This window comes from Micromonospora sp. CPCC 205546 (assembly GCF_036902715.1).
Lineage (GTDB): Bacteria > Actinomycetota > Actinomycetes > Mycobacteriales > Micromonosporaceae > Micromonospora.
The window spans coordinates 1-16,712 of record NZ_JBAKHL010000101.1; the positions used below are offsets into that span (position 1 = coordinate 1).

Here is a 16,712-nt window from a genome sequence, read left to right on the forward strand (position 1 = left end):
CGGCCGGCCGCCTCGCCCGCGCGGCATGCGGCGCGACGCGTCCGCCGCGCGGCTGGGGGCATCCCCGCCGGCAGCCGCACCCCGGCCGGGCGGGGGCCGGGTTTCCGCCGACGCGCAGGCGCGGCCGGGACGGCCGGGAGAAATCGATTCCCCACCAGATAGGATCTCAGGCGACCACTCTCGGATGGTGGACCGCGACGGACGGTGGCGCCCGCACGGTCGCATCCGGGGCTGCGATGCGGGACTGGGCGCGGAACACCGACAGGGGACGACCGCATGACGACCATCTATGACGTGGCGCGGATGGCCGAGGTCTCGGCGTCGACGGTGTCCCGGGTGCTCAACGGGCACTCGTCGGTGGATCCGGACCTGGCGGCGCGGGTACGCCAGGCGATGTCCGACCTGGACTACCGGCCCAACGCGGTCGCCCGCAGCCTGCGCCGGCAGCGCACCAGCCTGTGGGCGGTCATCATCTCCGACATCGGCAACCCGTTCTTCACCTCGCTGGTGCGCGGCATCGAGGACGTGGCGCAGGAGGCGGGCTTCTCCGTGGTCCTCTGCAACGGCGACGAGGATCCCGACAAGGAGACCCGATACGTGACGGCCGCCCTGGCCGAGCGGATGGCCGGTGTGATCATCTCGCCGTCGGGGCGCCCGGCGCTGATCAACCGGCTCACCGAGGCCGCGATGCCGGTCGTGGCCATCGACCGGCAGCCCCACGGGGTGTCCGTGGACACCGTGCTCGTGGACAACGTCCACGGCGCCGAGACGGCCACCGCCCACCTGGTCGACGGCGGCTACCGCCGGATCGCCTGCATCACCGGACCCCGCCGGATCTCCACCGCCGTGCAGCGGCTACGCGGATACCAGCAGGCCCTGCGCGCGGCCGGCCGGAGCGTGCCGGAGGAACTGGTCCGGTACGCCGACTTCCGCGAGGACGGCGGCTACCAGGCCATGGCGTCCCTGCTGCACGCGGCCGAGCCGCCGGACGCCGTCTTCGTCACCAACAACCTGATGACGGTGGGCGCGGTGGAGTGCCTCGTCGACAGGGGTGTCGCCGTGCCCGACCGGTGTGGCGTGGTCGGCTTCGACGACATCCCCTGGGCCCACCTGGTGCGGCCCTCGCTGAGCACGGTCGCGCAGCCCACGTACGACCTGGGGCGGGCTGCGGCGTCGCTGCTCACCGAGCGGATCGCCAACCCGGCGAAGGCGTCCTCCACGGTGACCCTGCGCACGACCCTGCGGGTACGCGAGAGTTCGGTCCGGTCCGTCCCCCGGCCGGGCGGGCAGCCGGTGGACGGCCGACGCCGGCCCGCCGGGGCCCGGTGAGCCGGCGTCGGGAGCACCCGCCCCGGCTCACAGCGCCACGTCACCGCACAGGTGCACGCGTACGCCCAGCGCGTCGAGCATCGCGGCCTTGACCCGCAGGGCGCGGTCGGCGGCGTCGGCGTCGTCCGCGTAGACCACGTTGACGTGGTTGGCCTTGTGCCGGGCCATCAGCTGGTCGCGGCCGACGCCGTGCAGGACGGCGTGCATGATCGGCCACTGCGGGGTGGTGGCCCGCAGCCGACGCCGCGTCTCGGCGGCCGGCAACTCCACGACGGTGCCCCGGCCCAGGTCGGCGTGCAGCACCCCGTCCATGATGAAGATCCGCGACCAGACGATCTCGCCCGGCCGGGAGACACCACTCAGGGTGCCCCCGCCCAGCGGGAAGTACATCGGCGGCTGCCGCATGCTGTACGACCGGTCGTAGCCGCCGTTGTGTGACGCGGGGACCGAGCCGGAGATCTCGAACACCCAGACGAAGTCCGCTCCGTACTGCTCCCCCCAGCGGATGTCGTGCAGCGTCGTGGCCGGGTCCATCCCCATCGCGGTCCAGATCCGGTTGGTGACCAGCGAATCCACCGCGACGCCCTCGTCGACCTCGTTGAAGTGCGGCAGGGCCCGGCCGGCGTAGAGCTCGCGCGAGCCGTCCCGGCTGGTCACCGGCGGCCGCGTCACGTCGTTGAGCAGCCCTTCGGCCAGGTCGCTCGCCGGCACGGTGTCCTTGAGACCCTGCTGGTACTGGATGCCGACCGCGTCGAGGCCGAAGTCGTCGGCGATGCGCAGCGCGGCGACGTACATCTTGAACTGGCTGAGCAGTTGGGCGTCGGTCAGCTCGGTGGCCTCGTCCGTGCCGGTGTGGAAGGTCATCCCGGCGGCGTCGAGCCATGCCCGCACGGCCTGCGCCTCCTCGTCGGGCACCCGCGACATCTCCGCGACCAGCGCGCTCTGCGACAGCCGCTCCTTGTAGATGCCGAGCGGGTTGAGCAGCTCGTCGTCGATGATGGCGTTGTACATGCCCATGCAGCCCTCGTCGAAGATGCCGATGACGGCCGGCCGGCGCCGCAGCTGCCGGGCCAGCGCCACGCCGAGCGCGACCTCGGGGTCGGACGGCAGCGGCGGCAGGTCCCGCACGTGGCTCTCGTCGTGGCGCACCTCGCCGGTCTCCAGCCAGGCCTTCAGCCCGTCGCGCGCCCACTCGTCGGTGAAGTCCTCGCTCCACAGCGCCGAGTACCGCACGCCCGCCTTGGTGAGGCTGCCGGCGAGGTTCAGCAGGCCGACCAGGCCCGGGAACTCGCCGCTCCAGTTCGCCACGAGCAGGATCGGGCCGCGGTGGGCGCGCAGCCCGGCCAGCACGTGGTGGCTGTACTGCCACACCGCCTCCACGACGACGAGCGGGGCGTCGAGGGGAATCTGCTGGAAGACCTCGATCCCGGCGCGCTGGCTGTCGATGAAGCCGTGACCCGCGCGGTCGTCCACCGGATGGGCCCGCCGGGTGTGCCAGCCCAGGGCGGCCACCGCCGCGGCGAGGTCGGTCTCCAGGCGATGCTGGGTCGGCCAACCGGTGACGTTCGCGGCCGGCCGCAGGTCGCCGCTGGCGATCGTGTAGACCGTGTCGGGGGCGGCGGCCGGCGGCTCGACCAGCACCGGCATGGTGTAGTTGCTCACGGGTCGACTTCCTCCACTGACTCGTCGGGGCCTGGCGGGGTCGCGAGGCGCGTCTGCCGGGCGGCCAACGCGTGGGCGACTGATCTCGAACCGGCGTACAGCTGCCGGTACAGCCGGTACAGCTCGTCGTAGTCGGCGGCGAGCTCCGGGCGCGGCTCGCGGACCTCCCGGATCGGGTTCCACCGGTGGATGTCGACCCGCTGCACGGCGCCGGCGGCGAGGTGGGCCGCGCCGTAGCTCGCGCCGACGGTGATCGACGGGATGTGCTGCGCCCGGCCGGTGACGTCCGAGACGATCTGCGTCCAGAGGCCGCCCCGGGTGCCACCACCGACCGCCACGACGCGACGGATGTCGCCGCCGGCCGCCTCGATCGTCTCGACGTTGTGGCGCACCGCCAGCCCGGTCGCCTCCAGCGCGGCCCGGTAGATGTCGCCGCGCCCGTGCGAGAGCGTCAGGCCGGCGATCACGCCACGGGCGTCGGGATCCAGGATGGGTGTCCGTTCCCCGGCGAAGAACGGCAGCATGAGCAGTCCCCGCGCGCCCGGCCCGGACCGCTCGGCCAGGCGGAGCAGTTCGGGATAGTCGGCGGCGCCGAAAAGCTCCCGCAGCCACCCGGTGACCGCCCCGGAGGTCGCCATGCCGCCGGCCAGGTTGCGGGTGCCCGGGAACGCACCGACCGTGCCCCACAGCGACGGGGTGGTCAGCCGGTGCGGCACCGTGTGCACGAGGAACATCGTCGTGCCGTACATGAGCATCAGGTCGCCGACGCCCTGGGCGCCCACGCTGACCGCCTCCGACCAGGCGTCGATCGTCCCGGCCACGACCGGGGTGCCGGCCCGCAACCCGGTCGCCACCGCGGCCCCGGCGGTGACGGCCCCGGCCACGTCGCCGGGCCAGCGCAGCTCGGGCAGCTCCAGTTCCGGGGCGATCTCGTCGACCCAGGGGCGGAACCAGTTCTGCTCCGCGCTGTCGTACAGCGGGGTGCACTGGCTCGCGGAGTGCTGGTCGAGCAGGTAGCGACCGGTCAGCTTGAAGACCAGCCAGGAGCTCGGCATGAACAGCCGCCGGGCCCGGCGGAACAGCTCCGGTTCGGCGTCGGCGACCCAGGCGACCTTCGCCCCCGCCGCCTGGGTGGACAGCGTCGAGCCGCACCGGCGCAGGATCTCGTCGGCGCCGAAGCGCGCGGTGAGCCGGGCGATCTGCGGCGTGGACCGGGTGTCGACCCCGTAGAGGATGGCCGGGCGCAGGGGCGTGCCGGCGGCGTCGGTGAGCAGCACGCACGGTCCCATCCCGCTGACCCCGACCGACACCACGTGGGCGTCGCCGGGGGCGAGCAGCTCACGGGTGAGGGCGACGAACTCGTCCCACCAGACGCGGCCGTCCATCTCCACCCAGCCCGGTCGCGGCCGGTCCACCCGGTGCTCCCGCACCGCGGAGCGCAGCACGCGCCCGGACAGGTCGACCAGGACGCCCTTGCTGCTGGACGTGCCGATGTCGACCCCGAGCACCGCGGCCACCGTCATGCCGGCTCCCCCCCGCTCGTCAGGTCCGCGGCGCGGCCGTCGGGCCGCGCCGCGCGGCGCTCACGCGACGCCACCGAGCTTCGCGTACGTCTCGGCGGCGTTCTCCCTGGTGATGCGCATCGTGTCGAGGGTGGTGGCGCGCGGGACGTCCTTGTCGCAGTCGACGAGGATCCTGCGGGCCAGGTCGACGGCCTCCCGGCCGCCCGTGGCGTACTGGAAGGTCGCCGCGAGCCGGCCCTGCTCGACGGCCTTGATGCCGCCCGACGGCACCGGCAGCGCGTCGATGCCGGTGAACTTCACCTTCGTGTGCAGCCCGGCGGCCTTCGCCGCCAGGTACGCGCCCTCGGCCATCGGGTCGTTGTGGGCGTAGACGGCGGCGGCGTTGGGGTGGGCCTTGAGCAGCGCGTCGGCCACCGACTGGCCCTTCTCCCGCAGCCAGTCCCCCGGCTGGGAGGCGACGACCTCGATCTTGGGGTTGGCCGCGATGCCCTCCCGGAAGCCCTGGGCGCGTTCGGCCGCCGGCGTGGAGCCGGGCAGCCCGGCGATCTCGATGACCTTACCGCCGCCGGGTAGCAGCGTCGTGGCGTAGAACTCGCCGGCGGCCCTGCCGATCGCGACGTTGTCCCCGCCGATGAAGGCCGTGTACGCCTCGCCCTCCACCTTGCGGTCGAGCACGATGACCGGAATTCCCCGGTCGTGTGCCTTGCGCACCACGGCGGTCAGCGGCTTGGCCTCGTTCGGCGAGATGATCAGCAGGTCGATCTTCTGGGTGAGGAAGTTCTCCACGTCGGCGACCTGCTTGCTGTTGTCCTGCGCCGCGTCGGAGACCACCACGCTGAACCCGGGGACGGACTTCGCCGCCGTCTGCACGTCGTTGTTCATGACCTGCCGGTAGGGCTCGGCGTTGTTGGCCTGCGACATGCCGATCAGGAATTCCTTGCCGGCGCCGCAGTTCGCGGCCGCCGCGTCGCGGCCGTCGGACGGCTTCCGCACGCTGCACGCGGCGGAGGCGACGAGCGCGCCGGTGCACAGCAGCGCGAGAAGGACGGTACGGGTGCGCATGATGACGCTCCTTGTTCGGTGGTGGTTCAGGCGATGCTGCGGCGAAGCTTCTGCAGCCCGGCGGCGGCCACGATCACCAGTCCCTTGATCAGCAGCTGCACGTTGGCGTCGATGTTGTTGAGCGCGAGGATGTTGTTGAGGATGCCGAGCAGCAGCGCCCCGGCGAGGGTGCCGCCCATGGAGCCGGTGCCCCCGGCGAGGCTGGTGCCGCCGATCACCACGGCGGCGATGGCGTCGAGTTCGTAGCCGGCGCCGTCGTTGGGGCTGCCCTGGTTGAGCTGTCCCGCGTGGACGATGCCGGCCACCGCGGCGAGCAGGCCGGCGATGGCGAAGACCGCGACCTTGACCCGCAGCACGGGAACGCCCGAGAGCCGGGCGGCCTTCTCGTTGCCGCCGATGGCGTAGACGTGGCGGGCGAACGCGGTCTTGCGCAGCACGACGATCGCGGCCACCCCGATGCCGATGAACAGCACCGCGGGGACGGGCACCACCCCGTTGATGGTGCCGTTGAGGATCTCGAACGCCGGGGGCGCCTCCTGCGGACCGTCGCCGTAGGCGATCGGGATGCCCAGCCCGCCCGACCAGATCCGGGCGAGGCCGCGCGCCACCTGGAGCCCCGCGAGGGTGACGATGAACGACTGGATGCCGAGCCGCGCCGTCGCGTAGCCCTGCAACGCGCCGAAGAGGGCGCCGATCAGCAGGACGACGGTGACCGCCGGCAGGATGCCGAGCCCCGAGTCGACCATCAGCGTCGCGGTGCCGACGGCGGACAGGCCGAGGATGGCGCCGACGGAGAGGTCGATGCCGCCGAGCAGCACGACGAACGTCATGCCGACCGCGATGATCCCGATCTCGGACACCGCCCGGACGATGTTGCCGAGGTTCTCCGTGGACAGGAACAGGATCTCGCCGTCGCGGCGGGGCGACACGGCGACGGCCAGCACGAACACCAGCAGCAGCGCGAAGAGGCTCTGCACGGCGAAGAGCCGCTCGACCAGCTCGCCCCGGCCGCCCGCTGCGCGCCACCGCCGCTCGTCGCCCGCCGTGCCGCCGCCGGCCGGCACCGGCGTGCCGGCTCCCTTGCCCGGTGCGCGCAGGTGGGTCATCGCTCGTCCCTTCCGGCGGCCGTGCCGCCCATGGCCGCGGTCAGGATGTCCTCGCCCGTGCAGCCGGCCACCGGCAGCTCCGCGACGGCCCGGCCGCGCCGCAGCACCACGATCCGGTCGCAGACGCCGGTCAGCTCGGGCAGCTCCGACGAGGCGAGCAGGATGCCCATCCCGTCGTCGGCGAGCCGGCGCAGCAGCCGGTAGATCTCCGCCTTGGCACCGACGTCGACGCCGCGGGTCGGCTCGTCGAGCAGCAGCAGGCGGGGGCGGGTGAGCAGGTGCCGGGCGAAGACGACCTTCTGCTGGTTGCCGCCGGAGAGGGAGCCGACCGGCGCGGCGGCCGACGGCGTCCTGATCGCCAGCGCGGCGACCTGTCGGCGCACCGCGTCGCGCTCGCGTCCGTTGCGGACGATCCCGGCGGTGCTGAGCCGGCGCAGGGCGGCCAGCACGATGCTGCGGCCGACGGGGTGCTCGAGCACCAGGGCGGAGCGGCGGCGGTCCTCCGGCACGAAGCCGACGCCGGCGCGCAGCGCGGACCGGGGGTTGCGCGGGGCGTACGGGCGCCCGGCCAGCCGGACCTGGCCGCCGCGGCGGCCGGGCGGGCCGGCGCCGTACAGGGTCTCCAGCAGCTCGGTGCGGCCCGCCCCCATCAGGCCGGCCAGGCCGACGATCTCCCCGGCGCGGACGGTCAGGCTGACGCCGGCGGGTTCGCAGCGCCCGGGGCGGGTGCCCCGGGGCCGTACGGCGAGGTCGTCCACCTGCAGCACCGGGGGCCCGACCGGGCGCGCGGGTCCGGCGGATCCCGCGCTGAACAGCGCCTCCGCCGGGCGGCCGACCATCAGGGTGATGATCCGCTGCCGGTCGGCGCGGTCCGGGCGCAGCGTGCCGGCCACCTCGCCGTTGCGCAGGACGGTGGCGCGGTCGGCGATGCGCTCGATCTCCTCGAGCCGGTGGGAGATGTAGACGACGGCCACGCCGCGCTCGCGCAGCGCGTGGATGGTGGACATCAGCCGCCGCACCTCGGCGTCGGCGAGCGCGGCGGTCGGCTCGTCCATGATGAGCACGCGGGCGTCGAGGGAGAGCGCCTTGGCGATCTCGACGAGCTGCTGCTCGCCGACGCGCAGCGAGCCGACGGGCCGACGCGGGTCGATCCGCGCGCCGAGCGGGTCGAGCCAGTCCCGGGCGGCGCGGGTCATCGCCCGCCGGTCGAGGGTCCGCAGCCGGGTGCGCGGCTCACGGCCGAGCACGAGGTTCTCGGCCACGGACAGCGCCGGCACGAGGTCGAGTTCCTGGTGGATGGTGGCGATGCCGGCGGCCTGGGCGGCGGCCGGGCCGGCGAAGCGTACGGGGTCGCCGCCGATCGAGATCCGCCCGTCGTAGTCGGTGACGACGCCGGAGAGGATGTTGATCAGGGTGGACTTGCCGGCCCCGTTCTCCCCCAGCAGGGCGTGCACCTCGCCGGCGCGCAGGACGAGGTCGACGCCGCGCAGGGCGTGCACGCCGCCGAAGCGCTTCACGATGCCGGACATGGCGACGACGACCTGGTCGCTCACGCGGGCCTCCGGGAAGATCGGAAATCGATTTCTGGCAACATAGACGAGCGTCGAAGTCATGTCAACGCCCCCGGTACGGGCCGGGCCGCCGCGTCGCCGCCCGACCCGCACCGGTAGCCCCCTCAGGGCACCGCGTTGACCGCCGCGTGCACGGTCTCGGCGAACACGGTGTCCCGCCCCACCCCGCTGGCGGCGAACCGCCACGTCCCGCCCGCGTACGACCCCGGCTGCCACGCCATGCCCCCGTTGCGCCACAGCGGCTGCCAGGCCGCCATCGCGTGGCCGGCGTCGTACCAGGTGTTGTCGCCGCGCCACGCCGAGGCCCAGCGGTGCGCGGCGACGAGGGACAGGTTCGCCCCGGAGGTCATCGACCAGGTCGGCATCCCGGTCACGTCCCCGGTCGGGCGAGCCGCCACGGCGGGATCCCCGACCGACGGCAGGGCGCCGTCGACGTTGAACGCCACCTCCCACACCGGCGTCGTCGTCGGGCCGCTCACCGACCAGGTGACGTCGCTCTGCAACGCCGGCCCGGTCCAGCGCGGCGCCACCGTCAGCAGCCAGTCGGCGGTGACCGGCTCGTCGCCCATCCGGATGCCGACCAGGTTGATCCGGGAGCCGTCGGCGGAGACGTCCACCCGCGCCGGCGGGCCCGCCCTGTCGGTGACGTCGAAGCGCCCGACCGCCAGGTAGGGGCCGGTCCCCCGGTGCGACGAGTCCAGCGCCGACCGGTACGCCCCGCCGCCGGCCGGATCGACCGCCAGCGACGCGAGGCGGGTGTGCGGCCAGGTGCGTACGTCGGCGCGCAGGAAGCCGGTGCTCACCTGGTAGCCCCGGGCCACGACCTGGGTGGACCAGGTCAGCGGGGCGAGCCACAGCCCGCCCTGGCCCCAGCCGGCGTGGCTGAGGTACCAGGTGTCGCCGTCCACCACGACCTCCGCGGCGTGCGCGTCGAGCACGGTCACCTTCTCCGCCCCCTCGAAGCGCAGGGGGTCGCGGCTGCGGTAGACCGCCGTGCGCCGGTACGCCGCGCCGTAGTCGGTGCCGTCGCAACAGACGAGGAGGTACCACCAGTCCCCCCGGCGCACCACGAACGGCGACTCCGTCTGCCCGGCCGCCCGCCCGGTGTGCGGCGACGCGTACGCGACGCCCCGCCCGCTCCACGTGCGCAGGTCGGTGCTGGTGCGGTAGGCGACGACGTGGTTGCCGCCCTGCGGGTCCGAGGTGGCCGTGTAGTACATGACCCAGCGGTCACCGACGCGGGTCACCATCGGGTCGCGTGCCTCCCAGCCGTCGGTGAACAGCGGGTTGGCGGGGCTGCGGGTCCAGGTGAACAGGTCGGTCGAGGTGGCCAGGTGCATACGGTAGTTCGCGTAGTCGCCGCTGCCGGCCGCGTAGAACATGTAGTAGGTGCCCTGGTCGTGGACGACGTGCGGGGCCCAGATCCACTGTTCGCCCCTCGCCGGGTCGGCCGTCAGCGCCGGTCGTTGCTTCGTCCACGGCCCGGTGGGCGTGGGCGCCGTGGCGTGGCCGAAGCTCTTCTCGTCCTGCGGCGCGCCCGGCTCGGCGTGGGCGATGGCGAAGGCGTGCCACAGGCCGGTCCGCTGGTCACGCACGATCGTGTGGTCGTTGTAGTACCACGCCGTCGGCTCCCCCACGCCCGGGTCGTAGACCCGGGTCAGCGGCCCGCGCGCCGGCGTCTCGCCCACCGTCTCGTACGCCGTCGTGGTGACCGCCGCCAGCGGGCCGACGCGGCGCAGGGTGAGCGTGTCCAGGCCCGCGAAGAACCCGGTCGAGGAGCCGGAGCGGCCGGTCACCGTCACCGTCAGCCGGTGGGTGCCGGCGGTGAGCGAGGCCGACCCCAGCGGTACGGCCTCGACGCGCCGCACGGTCGGGGCGTAGCCGTCGAAGAGCTGGCCGACGGCCACCCCGTCCACGGCGAAGCGCAGGGTGCCGTAGTCGGCGGCGCGGGTGAGCACGCCGCCGATGTCGTACTGCCCGGCCGGCACCGACGGCAGCGTCACGGTGACCGAGTCCCCCGCCCGGGCCGCGCGCAGCCACAACTGGCGGCCGGCCGACCAGGAGACCCCGCAGCAGTTGGCCTGCGCCTCGACCGGGGCCGTGGCCGACACCACCGTCAGCGACTCCGCCTCGGCTCGTACGACGTCGGCGGCGGCGGCCGGCGCGGCCGGGGCGGTCAGCAGCGCGGCGCCGAGCAGGAGCACCGCGAGCAGCCGGGGCGCGCGCATCACGACACGCTCGGGCGGGGCAGGTCGGTGCCGGGCGCGAACTGGTCGTGCCACCTGACCCCGGAGCCGAAGCCGCCGCCGGTCGACAGCGCCACGTACGTGTCCGCTCCGGTCCCCCGGGTGTACGTCACGATGTCCGCCCTTCCGTCGCCGTTGAAGTCGCCGATGCCGGGCAGCTCGTCGCCCACCGAGAACCAGTCGTGCCACCTGCCGGCCTGCGCGACGAACCGCGTGCCGTCGGAGAGCGCGACGAACACGTCGCCGGTGGTGCCCCGGGCGAAGGTCACGACGTCGTCGCGCCCGTCGCCGTCGACGTCGCCCAGCGCCGGCAGGTGGTTGCCGGGCGCGATCGAGTCGTGCCACTTCCAGCCGTCCTCGACGAACCGGGTGCCGTCGGAGAGGGAGACGAACGCGTCGCCGGTGGCGCCCCGGGTGAACGTCACGATGTCGTCGCGACCGTCGCCGTCGACGTCGCCGACCGCCGGCAGCTCGTCGCCGAGGGCGAAGTGGTCGTGCCACTTGACGCCCGGGCCGAAGCCGCTGCCGGTCGACAGCGCCACGTACACGTCGCCCGCCGCGCCCCGGGTGAAGGTGATGATGTCCGCGCGCCCGTCGCCGTTCACGTCGCCGATGGCGGGGATCTCCGTGCCGGTGGCGAAGAAGTCGTGCCACTTGACCCCGGCGGCGTACGTCGTGCCGGTGGACAGCCCCACGTAGACGTCGGCGCTGTCGCCACGGGTGAACGTGATGATGTCCGCGCGCCCGTCGCCGTCGACGTCGCCGGTGAGCGGGATCTCCTCGCCGACGGCGAAGAAGTCGTTCCACCTCCGGCCGTCCGGCACGAACCGGGTGCCGTCCGACAGGGACGTGCTCACGTCGGCGGTGGCGCCCCGGGTGAACGCGACGGCGTCGTCGCGGCGGTCGCCGTTGGCGTCGCTGGTGTTGCGGGTGCGGGTGGTGGCCGACACCTCGGTCGAGGGCGCGGAGGTGTTGCCGGTGCCGTCGACCGCGACGACCCGGTAGTGGCGGGTCTGTCCGGCCGGCAGCGGGCCGTGCCGGAAGGCGGTCGCGCGGGTCGTGCCGACCAGGTTGGCCGGGGTGATCGCCACGCCGGGGTTGCGCGAGGCGTAGACCCGGTAGCCGGCGACACCCACGTCGTCCGGCGACGCCGACCAGGACAGGCCGACGGCGTGCACCCGGCCGCCGGCCAGGCCCAGGCCGGCGACCGCGCCCGGCGCGGTGGTGTCGGGGAACGGGGCGACCATGCTGTCGGCCTCGTAGCGGGCCGCCGTCCAGGCCGGGGTGCCGGCGGTCGGGGTCAGGGTGAGCGTGACCGTCGACCGGCCGGCGGTCAGGGCGGCCGGGAGGACGAACTCGTCGGCCAGCCAGCGCTGCCGGTCGTTGCCCAGCGGTTGCCGCCACACGCCGGCCGGCCGGCCGTCGACCGACACGGCGACCTGCTGGTACGCGCCGGCCTGGTCGCCGTGCCGGCGCAGCCGTACGCCCTGGTTGGCGGGGTCGACGGCGAGCCGGAAGCTGACGGCGCCGCCGCTGGCGCGGACCTGGCCGGTGACGGCGACGTTGTCGTCGTCGCCCTCGTAGGGGGCGGTCAGCGGGTACTGGGTCCCGGCGTCGGTGTACGCGTGCCCGGAGCGGCTGGCGGCGTCGCCGGTGACCAGCGTGTCGGTGCGGCGCAGGGCGACGGTCGGCTGGGTGTAGAGGAAGGCGGTCGAGGCGTAGTCGGCCGGCATGTCGTTGGCCGGGCCGTGCTCGATGCCGAAGCGCAGCGCCGTGGCGTAGGGCACCGCGTCGCCGATCATCAGCCGGTACATGGCGTCGCACTCGTCGGCGCAGCCGCCGGTGCGCAACAGGTGGGCGGTGTTGCCGGTGAAGACGCCGCTGTACTCGCCGCGGTTGAAGTACCAGCCGGACTCGTAGAAGTCCTCCGTGCCGGTGCCGTGGATCTGCGGCGTGGGCGAGCCGTCGACGTGGATGCGCTCGTCGCCCTCCAGGTAGTTGCGGGTGTTGCCGCCGACGATGTGCCCGCGGGCGGTCTGGGACACCCCGACGAAGCGTCCCCGGCCGGCCTGCTCGGCGACGATCCAGTCGTTGCCGCCCACGGTCTCGGCGCGGCGCGACCGGGTGGTGAAGTAGCCGGCGGCGCCGTCGGCGGCGAGCGCGCCGGTCCAGGCGGCGCCCGGCGCGGTGGTCAGCTCCGCCTGGACGCCGGTGACGGGGGCGCCGGTGGTGTTGGCGAGCGACACCGTCGCGGCGGAGCGGAACGGCATCGGCCACCAGGCGCTGTACCAGCCGCCCGGCGCGGAGTCCATGGCGAACATCAGCGAGCGTACGGAGCGCTCGCCGAGGCCGGCGCCGAAGAACTCGCCCACCGGGCTGTCGACCGTGGCGCGCCCGTCGAAGGTGATCCGCAGCCGCAGGCCCGACAGCGTCGAGGCGGTGGCGGCGGCGTCGGGCAGGCGCAGCCGCAGCGCGGTGACGGCGGCGGGACCGGTGAGCGTGGCGAGCGTCGACTGCCCGCCCGCCGGGACGTCGACGCGGGCGGTCCTGGTGCTCGCGCCGGGCTGGCTCGGCTTCGGGTCGCGCTGCCCGGCGGCGCGCAGCTTCTCGACCACGTCGGTGGCGGGGTCGGCGGGGTCGAACCTGGACACCCCGACCGAATCGGCGAACGTGCGGTAGGTGACGTGGTGGAACAGCGGGTTGAACTGGGTGGTGATCCGCATGGACTCGCGGTAGGGCATGGGGACCTTGACGGTGACCCCGCCGGAGGTCTGGTCGGCGTTGGTGACCAGCGGCCAGACGAACGGGCTTCCGAGACCGCCGTCGACGAGGCGCTGGAGGCTGGTGTCGACGACCGTGACGCCGTCGAGCTCGACGCGGATCCAGCCGGTGGCGCTGACGTTGCCGTCGTCGCGGGTGAACCAGATCGACTGCACCTCGCCGGCCCCGCTGTCCTCGGCGATGACGCAGCCGCCGGACTGCCGCAGGCACGAGTAGGTGCCGACGAAGCCGTCGTCGTTCGAGCCGTCGCGGGCGAAGCTGGAGAACTGCCGGGTGCGGCTGCCGGCGGCCAGCTCGGGCAGCCGGTCGAGGCGGCGGTACACGTCCCAGCCGACCGGGCCCTTGTCGTCGGCCACGGCGAGCGCCCCGGCGCCGCGCGGGGCCGAGGCGGGCTCGGCGGCGTGCGCCGCCACCGGGGGGATCATGGTCGCCAGCGCCGCGGCGAGAGCCAGCCAGCGGCGTACGTGGGGCTTCATGGATGTCCCTCCAGGATCACCGTCGGAGCCGCGGGAAATCGATTGCTCGGCAGTTAACCGGGGGACATCGCGGGATGTCAATACTTTACCGTCGCCGCTCAGTTGCCGAAGGAAGATTCCAGGACGCATTGACAGCCGTCGGGGTCCTGACGATACTCCTCGGCAATCGATTTCCCACCGACGAGGAGGTGTCGACGCGGCGGCGCATCCGTCAGCCCCGACGGCCCTCCCTGGCGGCAGCGCACCCCGTGGCGGACCCGCTCGCCGCACCGCTGACACCCCTCAGAGGAGCATCGTGAGACGTACCCCCCTCGCCCTGCTGGTCGGCCTCTGCACCGCGCTGGCGTCGGTCGTGGCGACCGCGCCGGCCCAGGCCGACGTCCCGATCGGCACGCTGGCCTGTTCCTCCGTCCCCGCCCACCACGACCCCGCGATCACCGTGATCGTCTACCGGGTCGCGCGCGCCCACGACGTCAACGACAAGGTCATGCTCTCCGCGTTCGAGGCCGGCTGGGTCGAGTCGCACATGAACAACCTGCCGTGCGGCGACAAGTCCTCACTCGGGGTGTTCCAGCAACGGTGGGACTACGGCTGGGGCACGCCGGAGCAGATCATGGACCCGGTCTACGCCACCACCCAGTACGTCACCCGCGCGATCGTCTGCGACCGGAACAACCCCCGCTACACCGCCGGCCAGGTCGCCCAGTGCGTGCAGCGCTCCGGCTTCCCCGACCGCTACGACCAGGTGGCGACCAAGGCACGGGCCCTGCTCAACGAGGCGGCGCGTACGCACGCCATCGCCGGCGGATCCGCCACCGACGTCAGCGGCGACGGACGCGACGACATCGTCGCCTTCACCCAGAACGCCCTCGCCGACGTCTACGTCGGCACCTCCACGGGCGCCGGCTTCGCCGGGACCTCGGCGAAGTGGAACGACTTCTTCTCCATCGGCGGCGAGACGGCCTCGACCGGCGACGTCGACGGCGACGGCAGGGACGACGTCGTCACCTTCGCGCACGGCAACACCGCGGACGTCTACGTGGCGCTGTCGAACGGCACCAGCTTCGGCGCCGGCCAGAAGTGGCACGACTGGTTCGCCCCCGGCGCGGAGATCGGCGCGGTCGGCGACGTCAACGGCGACGGGCGCGCCGACATCGTCGCCTTCACCCACAACGCCGCCGGCGACGTCTACGTGGCGCTGTCCACCGGGTCGTCGTTCGCGGGCACGGCGGTGAAGTGGCACGAGTACTTCTCCATCACCGGCGAGTACCCGGCCCTCGGCGACGTCGACGGCGACGGCCGCGACGACATCATCACCTTCACCCAGGGCCCCCACACCGCCTCGGACGTCATCGTCGCCCGCTCCACCGGCGCCGCCTTCGGCGCGCCGCAGAAGTGGCACGACCTGTTCGCCGTCGGCGCCGAGCTGCCCCGCGTCGGCGACATCGACGGCGACGGGCGCGACGACATCGTCACCTTCACCTGCGACGCCAACGCCGACGTCTACGCCGCCATCTCCACCGGCACGTCGTTCGCCGGCACCACCGTCAAGTGGAACGACTTCTTCTGCCTCGGCGGCGAGTTCCCCTACCTCGCCGACGTCAACGGCGACGGCAGGGACGACATCGTCGTCTTCACCAAGGGCGCCACCAACGACGTCTACGTCGGACTCTCCACCGGCACCGCCTTCGGCGCCGGCGCCAAGTGGCACGACTACTTCGGCCTCAACGGCGAGACCACCCTGTGACCCGCGGACGGGAGACCACCATGAGACCCAGCAGACTCTCCTGGCGCGCGGGCGCCACGGCCGCCCTCGCGGCGGCGCTACTGAGCCCCGTCGCGCCGGCCACCGCCGCGCCGGCCAGCCCGCTGGAGGCGGCCTTCACCCGGGCGGCCGGCGAGTTCGACGTGCCCAGGGACCTGCTGGTCGCCGTCGGCTACGGCGAGACCCGGCTCGACGGGCACGAGGGGCAGCCCAGCCAGGCCAACGGCTACGGCGTCATGCACCTGGTCAGCAACCCCCGCCAGCGCAGCCTGGAGCGGGCGGCCGAACTGACCGGGCAGCCGGTGACCGCCCTCAAGTCGCAGACCCCGGCCAACATCAGGGGCGGCGCGGCCCTGCTGCGGGACCTCGCCGACGCCGAGCGGCTCACGGCCGCCGACCGGGACCGCGTCGCCGCCTGGTACCCGGTGGTCGCCCGGTACGCGCACGCCGCCGACGACGCCACCGCACGGCTGTACGCCGACCACGTCTACGACCTGCTCCGCGACGGCGTCACCACCGCCTCCGTACGGGTGGCGCCCCAACGGGTGCGGCCGGAACTCGGCCGCTACGCCCGCGTCGCCCCCGCCGGCACGGCCGCACCGGCCGCCCTCGCCGCGGCGGTGCCCGAGTACGCGCCCGCCCGCTGGATCTCGGCGTACGGCGGCAACTACGCGGCGGGCCGCTCCGCGCGGATCACCACGGTGGTGGTGCACGTGACCCAGGGCTCGTACGCCGGCACGATCAGCTGGTTCCAGAACCCGTCGGCGGGGGTGAGCGCGCACTACGTGGTGAAGTCGAGCAACGGCGAGATCACCCAGATGGTGCGCGAGGGCGACACCGCGTACCACGCGCGCTCGGCCAACCCGTACTCCGTGGGCATCGAGCACGAGGGCTACGTCGACAACCCGAGCTGGTTCACCGAGAGCATGTACCGCTCGTCGGCGGCGCTGACCCGCTACCTGTGCGACAAGTACGGCCTGCCGAAGAACCGCACCGCGATCAAGGGCCACCACGAGATGCCGGGCAACGACCACACCGACCCCGGTCCCCACTGGAACTGGAACCACTACGTCTCCCTGGTCAACGCCGGTGGCGGGTCCGGTGGTCGTTATCTGGCGGGGTCGCCGACTGACTTCACCGGCGACGGCAAGGACGACATCGTCGCCTTCACCCAGGGCAACCTCAACGACG

At 73.7% G+C, this 16,712-nt stretch carries 10 protein-coding genes; 3 read left to right on the forward strand and 7 right to left on the reverse strand.

Annotated features, from left to right (window positions below; all coding sequences use genetic code 11):
* Positions 1–276 precede the first annotated feature (276 nt).
* Positions 277–1,329 (forward strand): LacI family DNA-binding transcriptional regulator, encoded by a 1,053-nt coding sequence (locus tag V6U77_RS27960; protein WP_334609740.1) that lies wholly within the window; start codon positions 277–279, stop codon positions 1,327–1,329.
* 27 nt (positions 1,330–1,356) lie between these two features.
* Here V6U77_RS27960 and V6U77_RS27965 read toward each other — a convergent pair whose 3' ends face one another.
* From V6U77_RS27965 to V6U77_RS27995, 7 genes are all read right to left on the reverse strand, one after another.
* A complete protein-coding gene (locus tag V6U77_RS27965; RefSeq protein ID WP_334609741.1) occupies positions 1,357–2,991 on the reverse strand; it encodes a fucose isomerase in 1,635 nt (544 codons plus the stop codon).
* The gene (locus V6U77_RS27970) at positions 2,988–4,514 is read right to left on the reverse strand and encodes an FGGY-family carbohydrate kinase (RefSeq protein ID WP_334609742.1); all 1,527 of its coding nucleotides are present in this window, start codon (positions 4,512–4,514) and stop codon (positions 2,988–2,990) included. The genes V6U77_RS27965 and V6U77_RS27970 overlap by 4 nt, the downstream gene beginning before the upstream one ends.
* A 60-nt stretch (positions 4,515–4,574) precedes the next feature.
* Positions 4,575–5,576, reverse strand: coding sequence for a substrate-binding domain-containing protein (locus V6U77_RS27975; protein ID WP_334609744.1), 1,002 nt, complete (start codon positions 5,574–5,576; stop codon positions 4,575–4,577).
* A 26-nt stretch (positions 5,577–5,602) separates the two neighbouring features.
* Entirely contained in the window at positions 5,603–6,682 is a 1,080-nt protein-coding gene (locus V6U77_RS27980) for an ABC transporter permease (protein ID WP_334609745.1), read from the reverse strand.
* Positions 6,679–8,235 (reverse strand): sugar ABC transporter ATP-binding protein, encoded by a 1,557-nt coding sequence (locus V6U77_RS27985; RefSeq protein ID WP_334609746.1) that lies wholly within the window; start codon positions 8,233–8,235, stop codon positions 6,679–6,681. The genes V6U77_RS27980 and V6U77_RS27985 overlap by 4 nt, the downstream gene beginning before the upstream one ends.
* A gap of 122 nt (positions 8,236–8,357) precedes the next feature.
* Positions 8,358–10,481 carry a family 43 glycosylhydrolase gene (locus V6U77_RS27990; RefSeq protein ID WP_334609747.1) on the reverse strand — a complete coding sequence of 708 codons (2,124 nt, stop codon included), beginning with the start codon at positions 10,479–10,481 and terminating at the stop codon, positions 8,358–8,360.
* Complete coding sequence (locus V6U77_RS27995; protein ID WP_334609748.1) at positions 10,481–13,756, reverse strand: DUF2961 domain-containing protein; 3,276 nt, start codon at positions 13,754–13,756, stop codon at positions 10,481–10,483. Before V6U77_RS27995 ends, V6U77_RS27990 begins: the two co-directional genes overlap by 1 nt.
* A 295-nt stretch (positions 13,757–14,051) precedes the next feature.
* Here V6U77_RS27995 and V6U77_RS28000 point away from each other — a divergent pair, with 295 nt between their 5' ends.
* Positions 14,052–15,503 carry an FG-GAP-like repeat-containing protein gene (locus tag V6U77_RS28000; RefSeq protein WP_334609749.1) on the forward strand — a complete coding sequence of 484 codons (1,452 nt, stop codon included), beginning with the start codon at positions 14,052–14,054 and terminating at the stop codon, positions 15,501–15,503.
* Between the two features lie 20 nt (positions 15,504–15,523).
* Positions 15,524–16,712 (forward strand): N-acetylmuramoyl-L-alanine amidase (locus tag V6U77_RS28005; RefSeq protein ID WP_334609750.1); only part of this gene is annotated, 1,189 nt, incomplete at its 3' end.

Excerpts from the sequence above, each read along its gene's own strand:
- V6U77_RS27990 (WP_334609747.1), bottom strand. The coding sequence starts at position 10,481 with ATGCGCGCGCCCCGGCTGCTCGCGGTGCTCCTGCTCGGCGCCGCGCTG.
- V6U77_RS27980 (WP_334609745.1), bottom strand. The coding sequence starts at position 6,682 with ATGACCCACCTGCGCGCACCGGGCAAGGGAGCCGGCACGCCGGTGCCG.
- V6U77_RS27960 (WP_334609740.1), top strand. The coding sequence starts at position 277 with ATGACGACCATCTATGACGTGGCGCGGATGGCCGAGGTCTCGGCGTCG.
- V6U77_RS27995 (WP_334609748.1), bottom strand. The coding sequence starts at position 13,756 with ATGAAGCCCCACGTACGCCGCTGGCTGGCTCTCGCCGCGGCGCTGGCG.
- V6U77_RS27975 (WP_334609744.1), bottom strand. The coding sequence starts at position 5,576 with ATGCGCACCCGTACCGTCCTTCTCGCGCTGCTGTGCACCGGCGCGCTC.
- V6U77_RS27970 (WP_334609742.1), bottom strand. The coding sequence starts at position 4,514 with ATGACGGTGGCCGCGGTGCTCGGGGTCGACATCGGCACGTCCAGCAGC.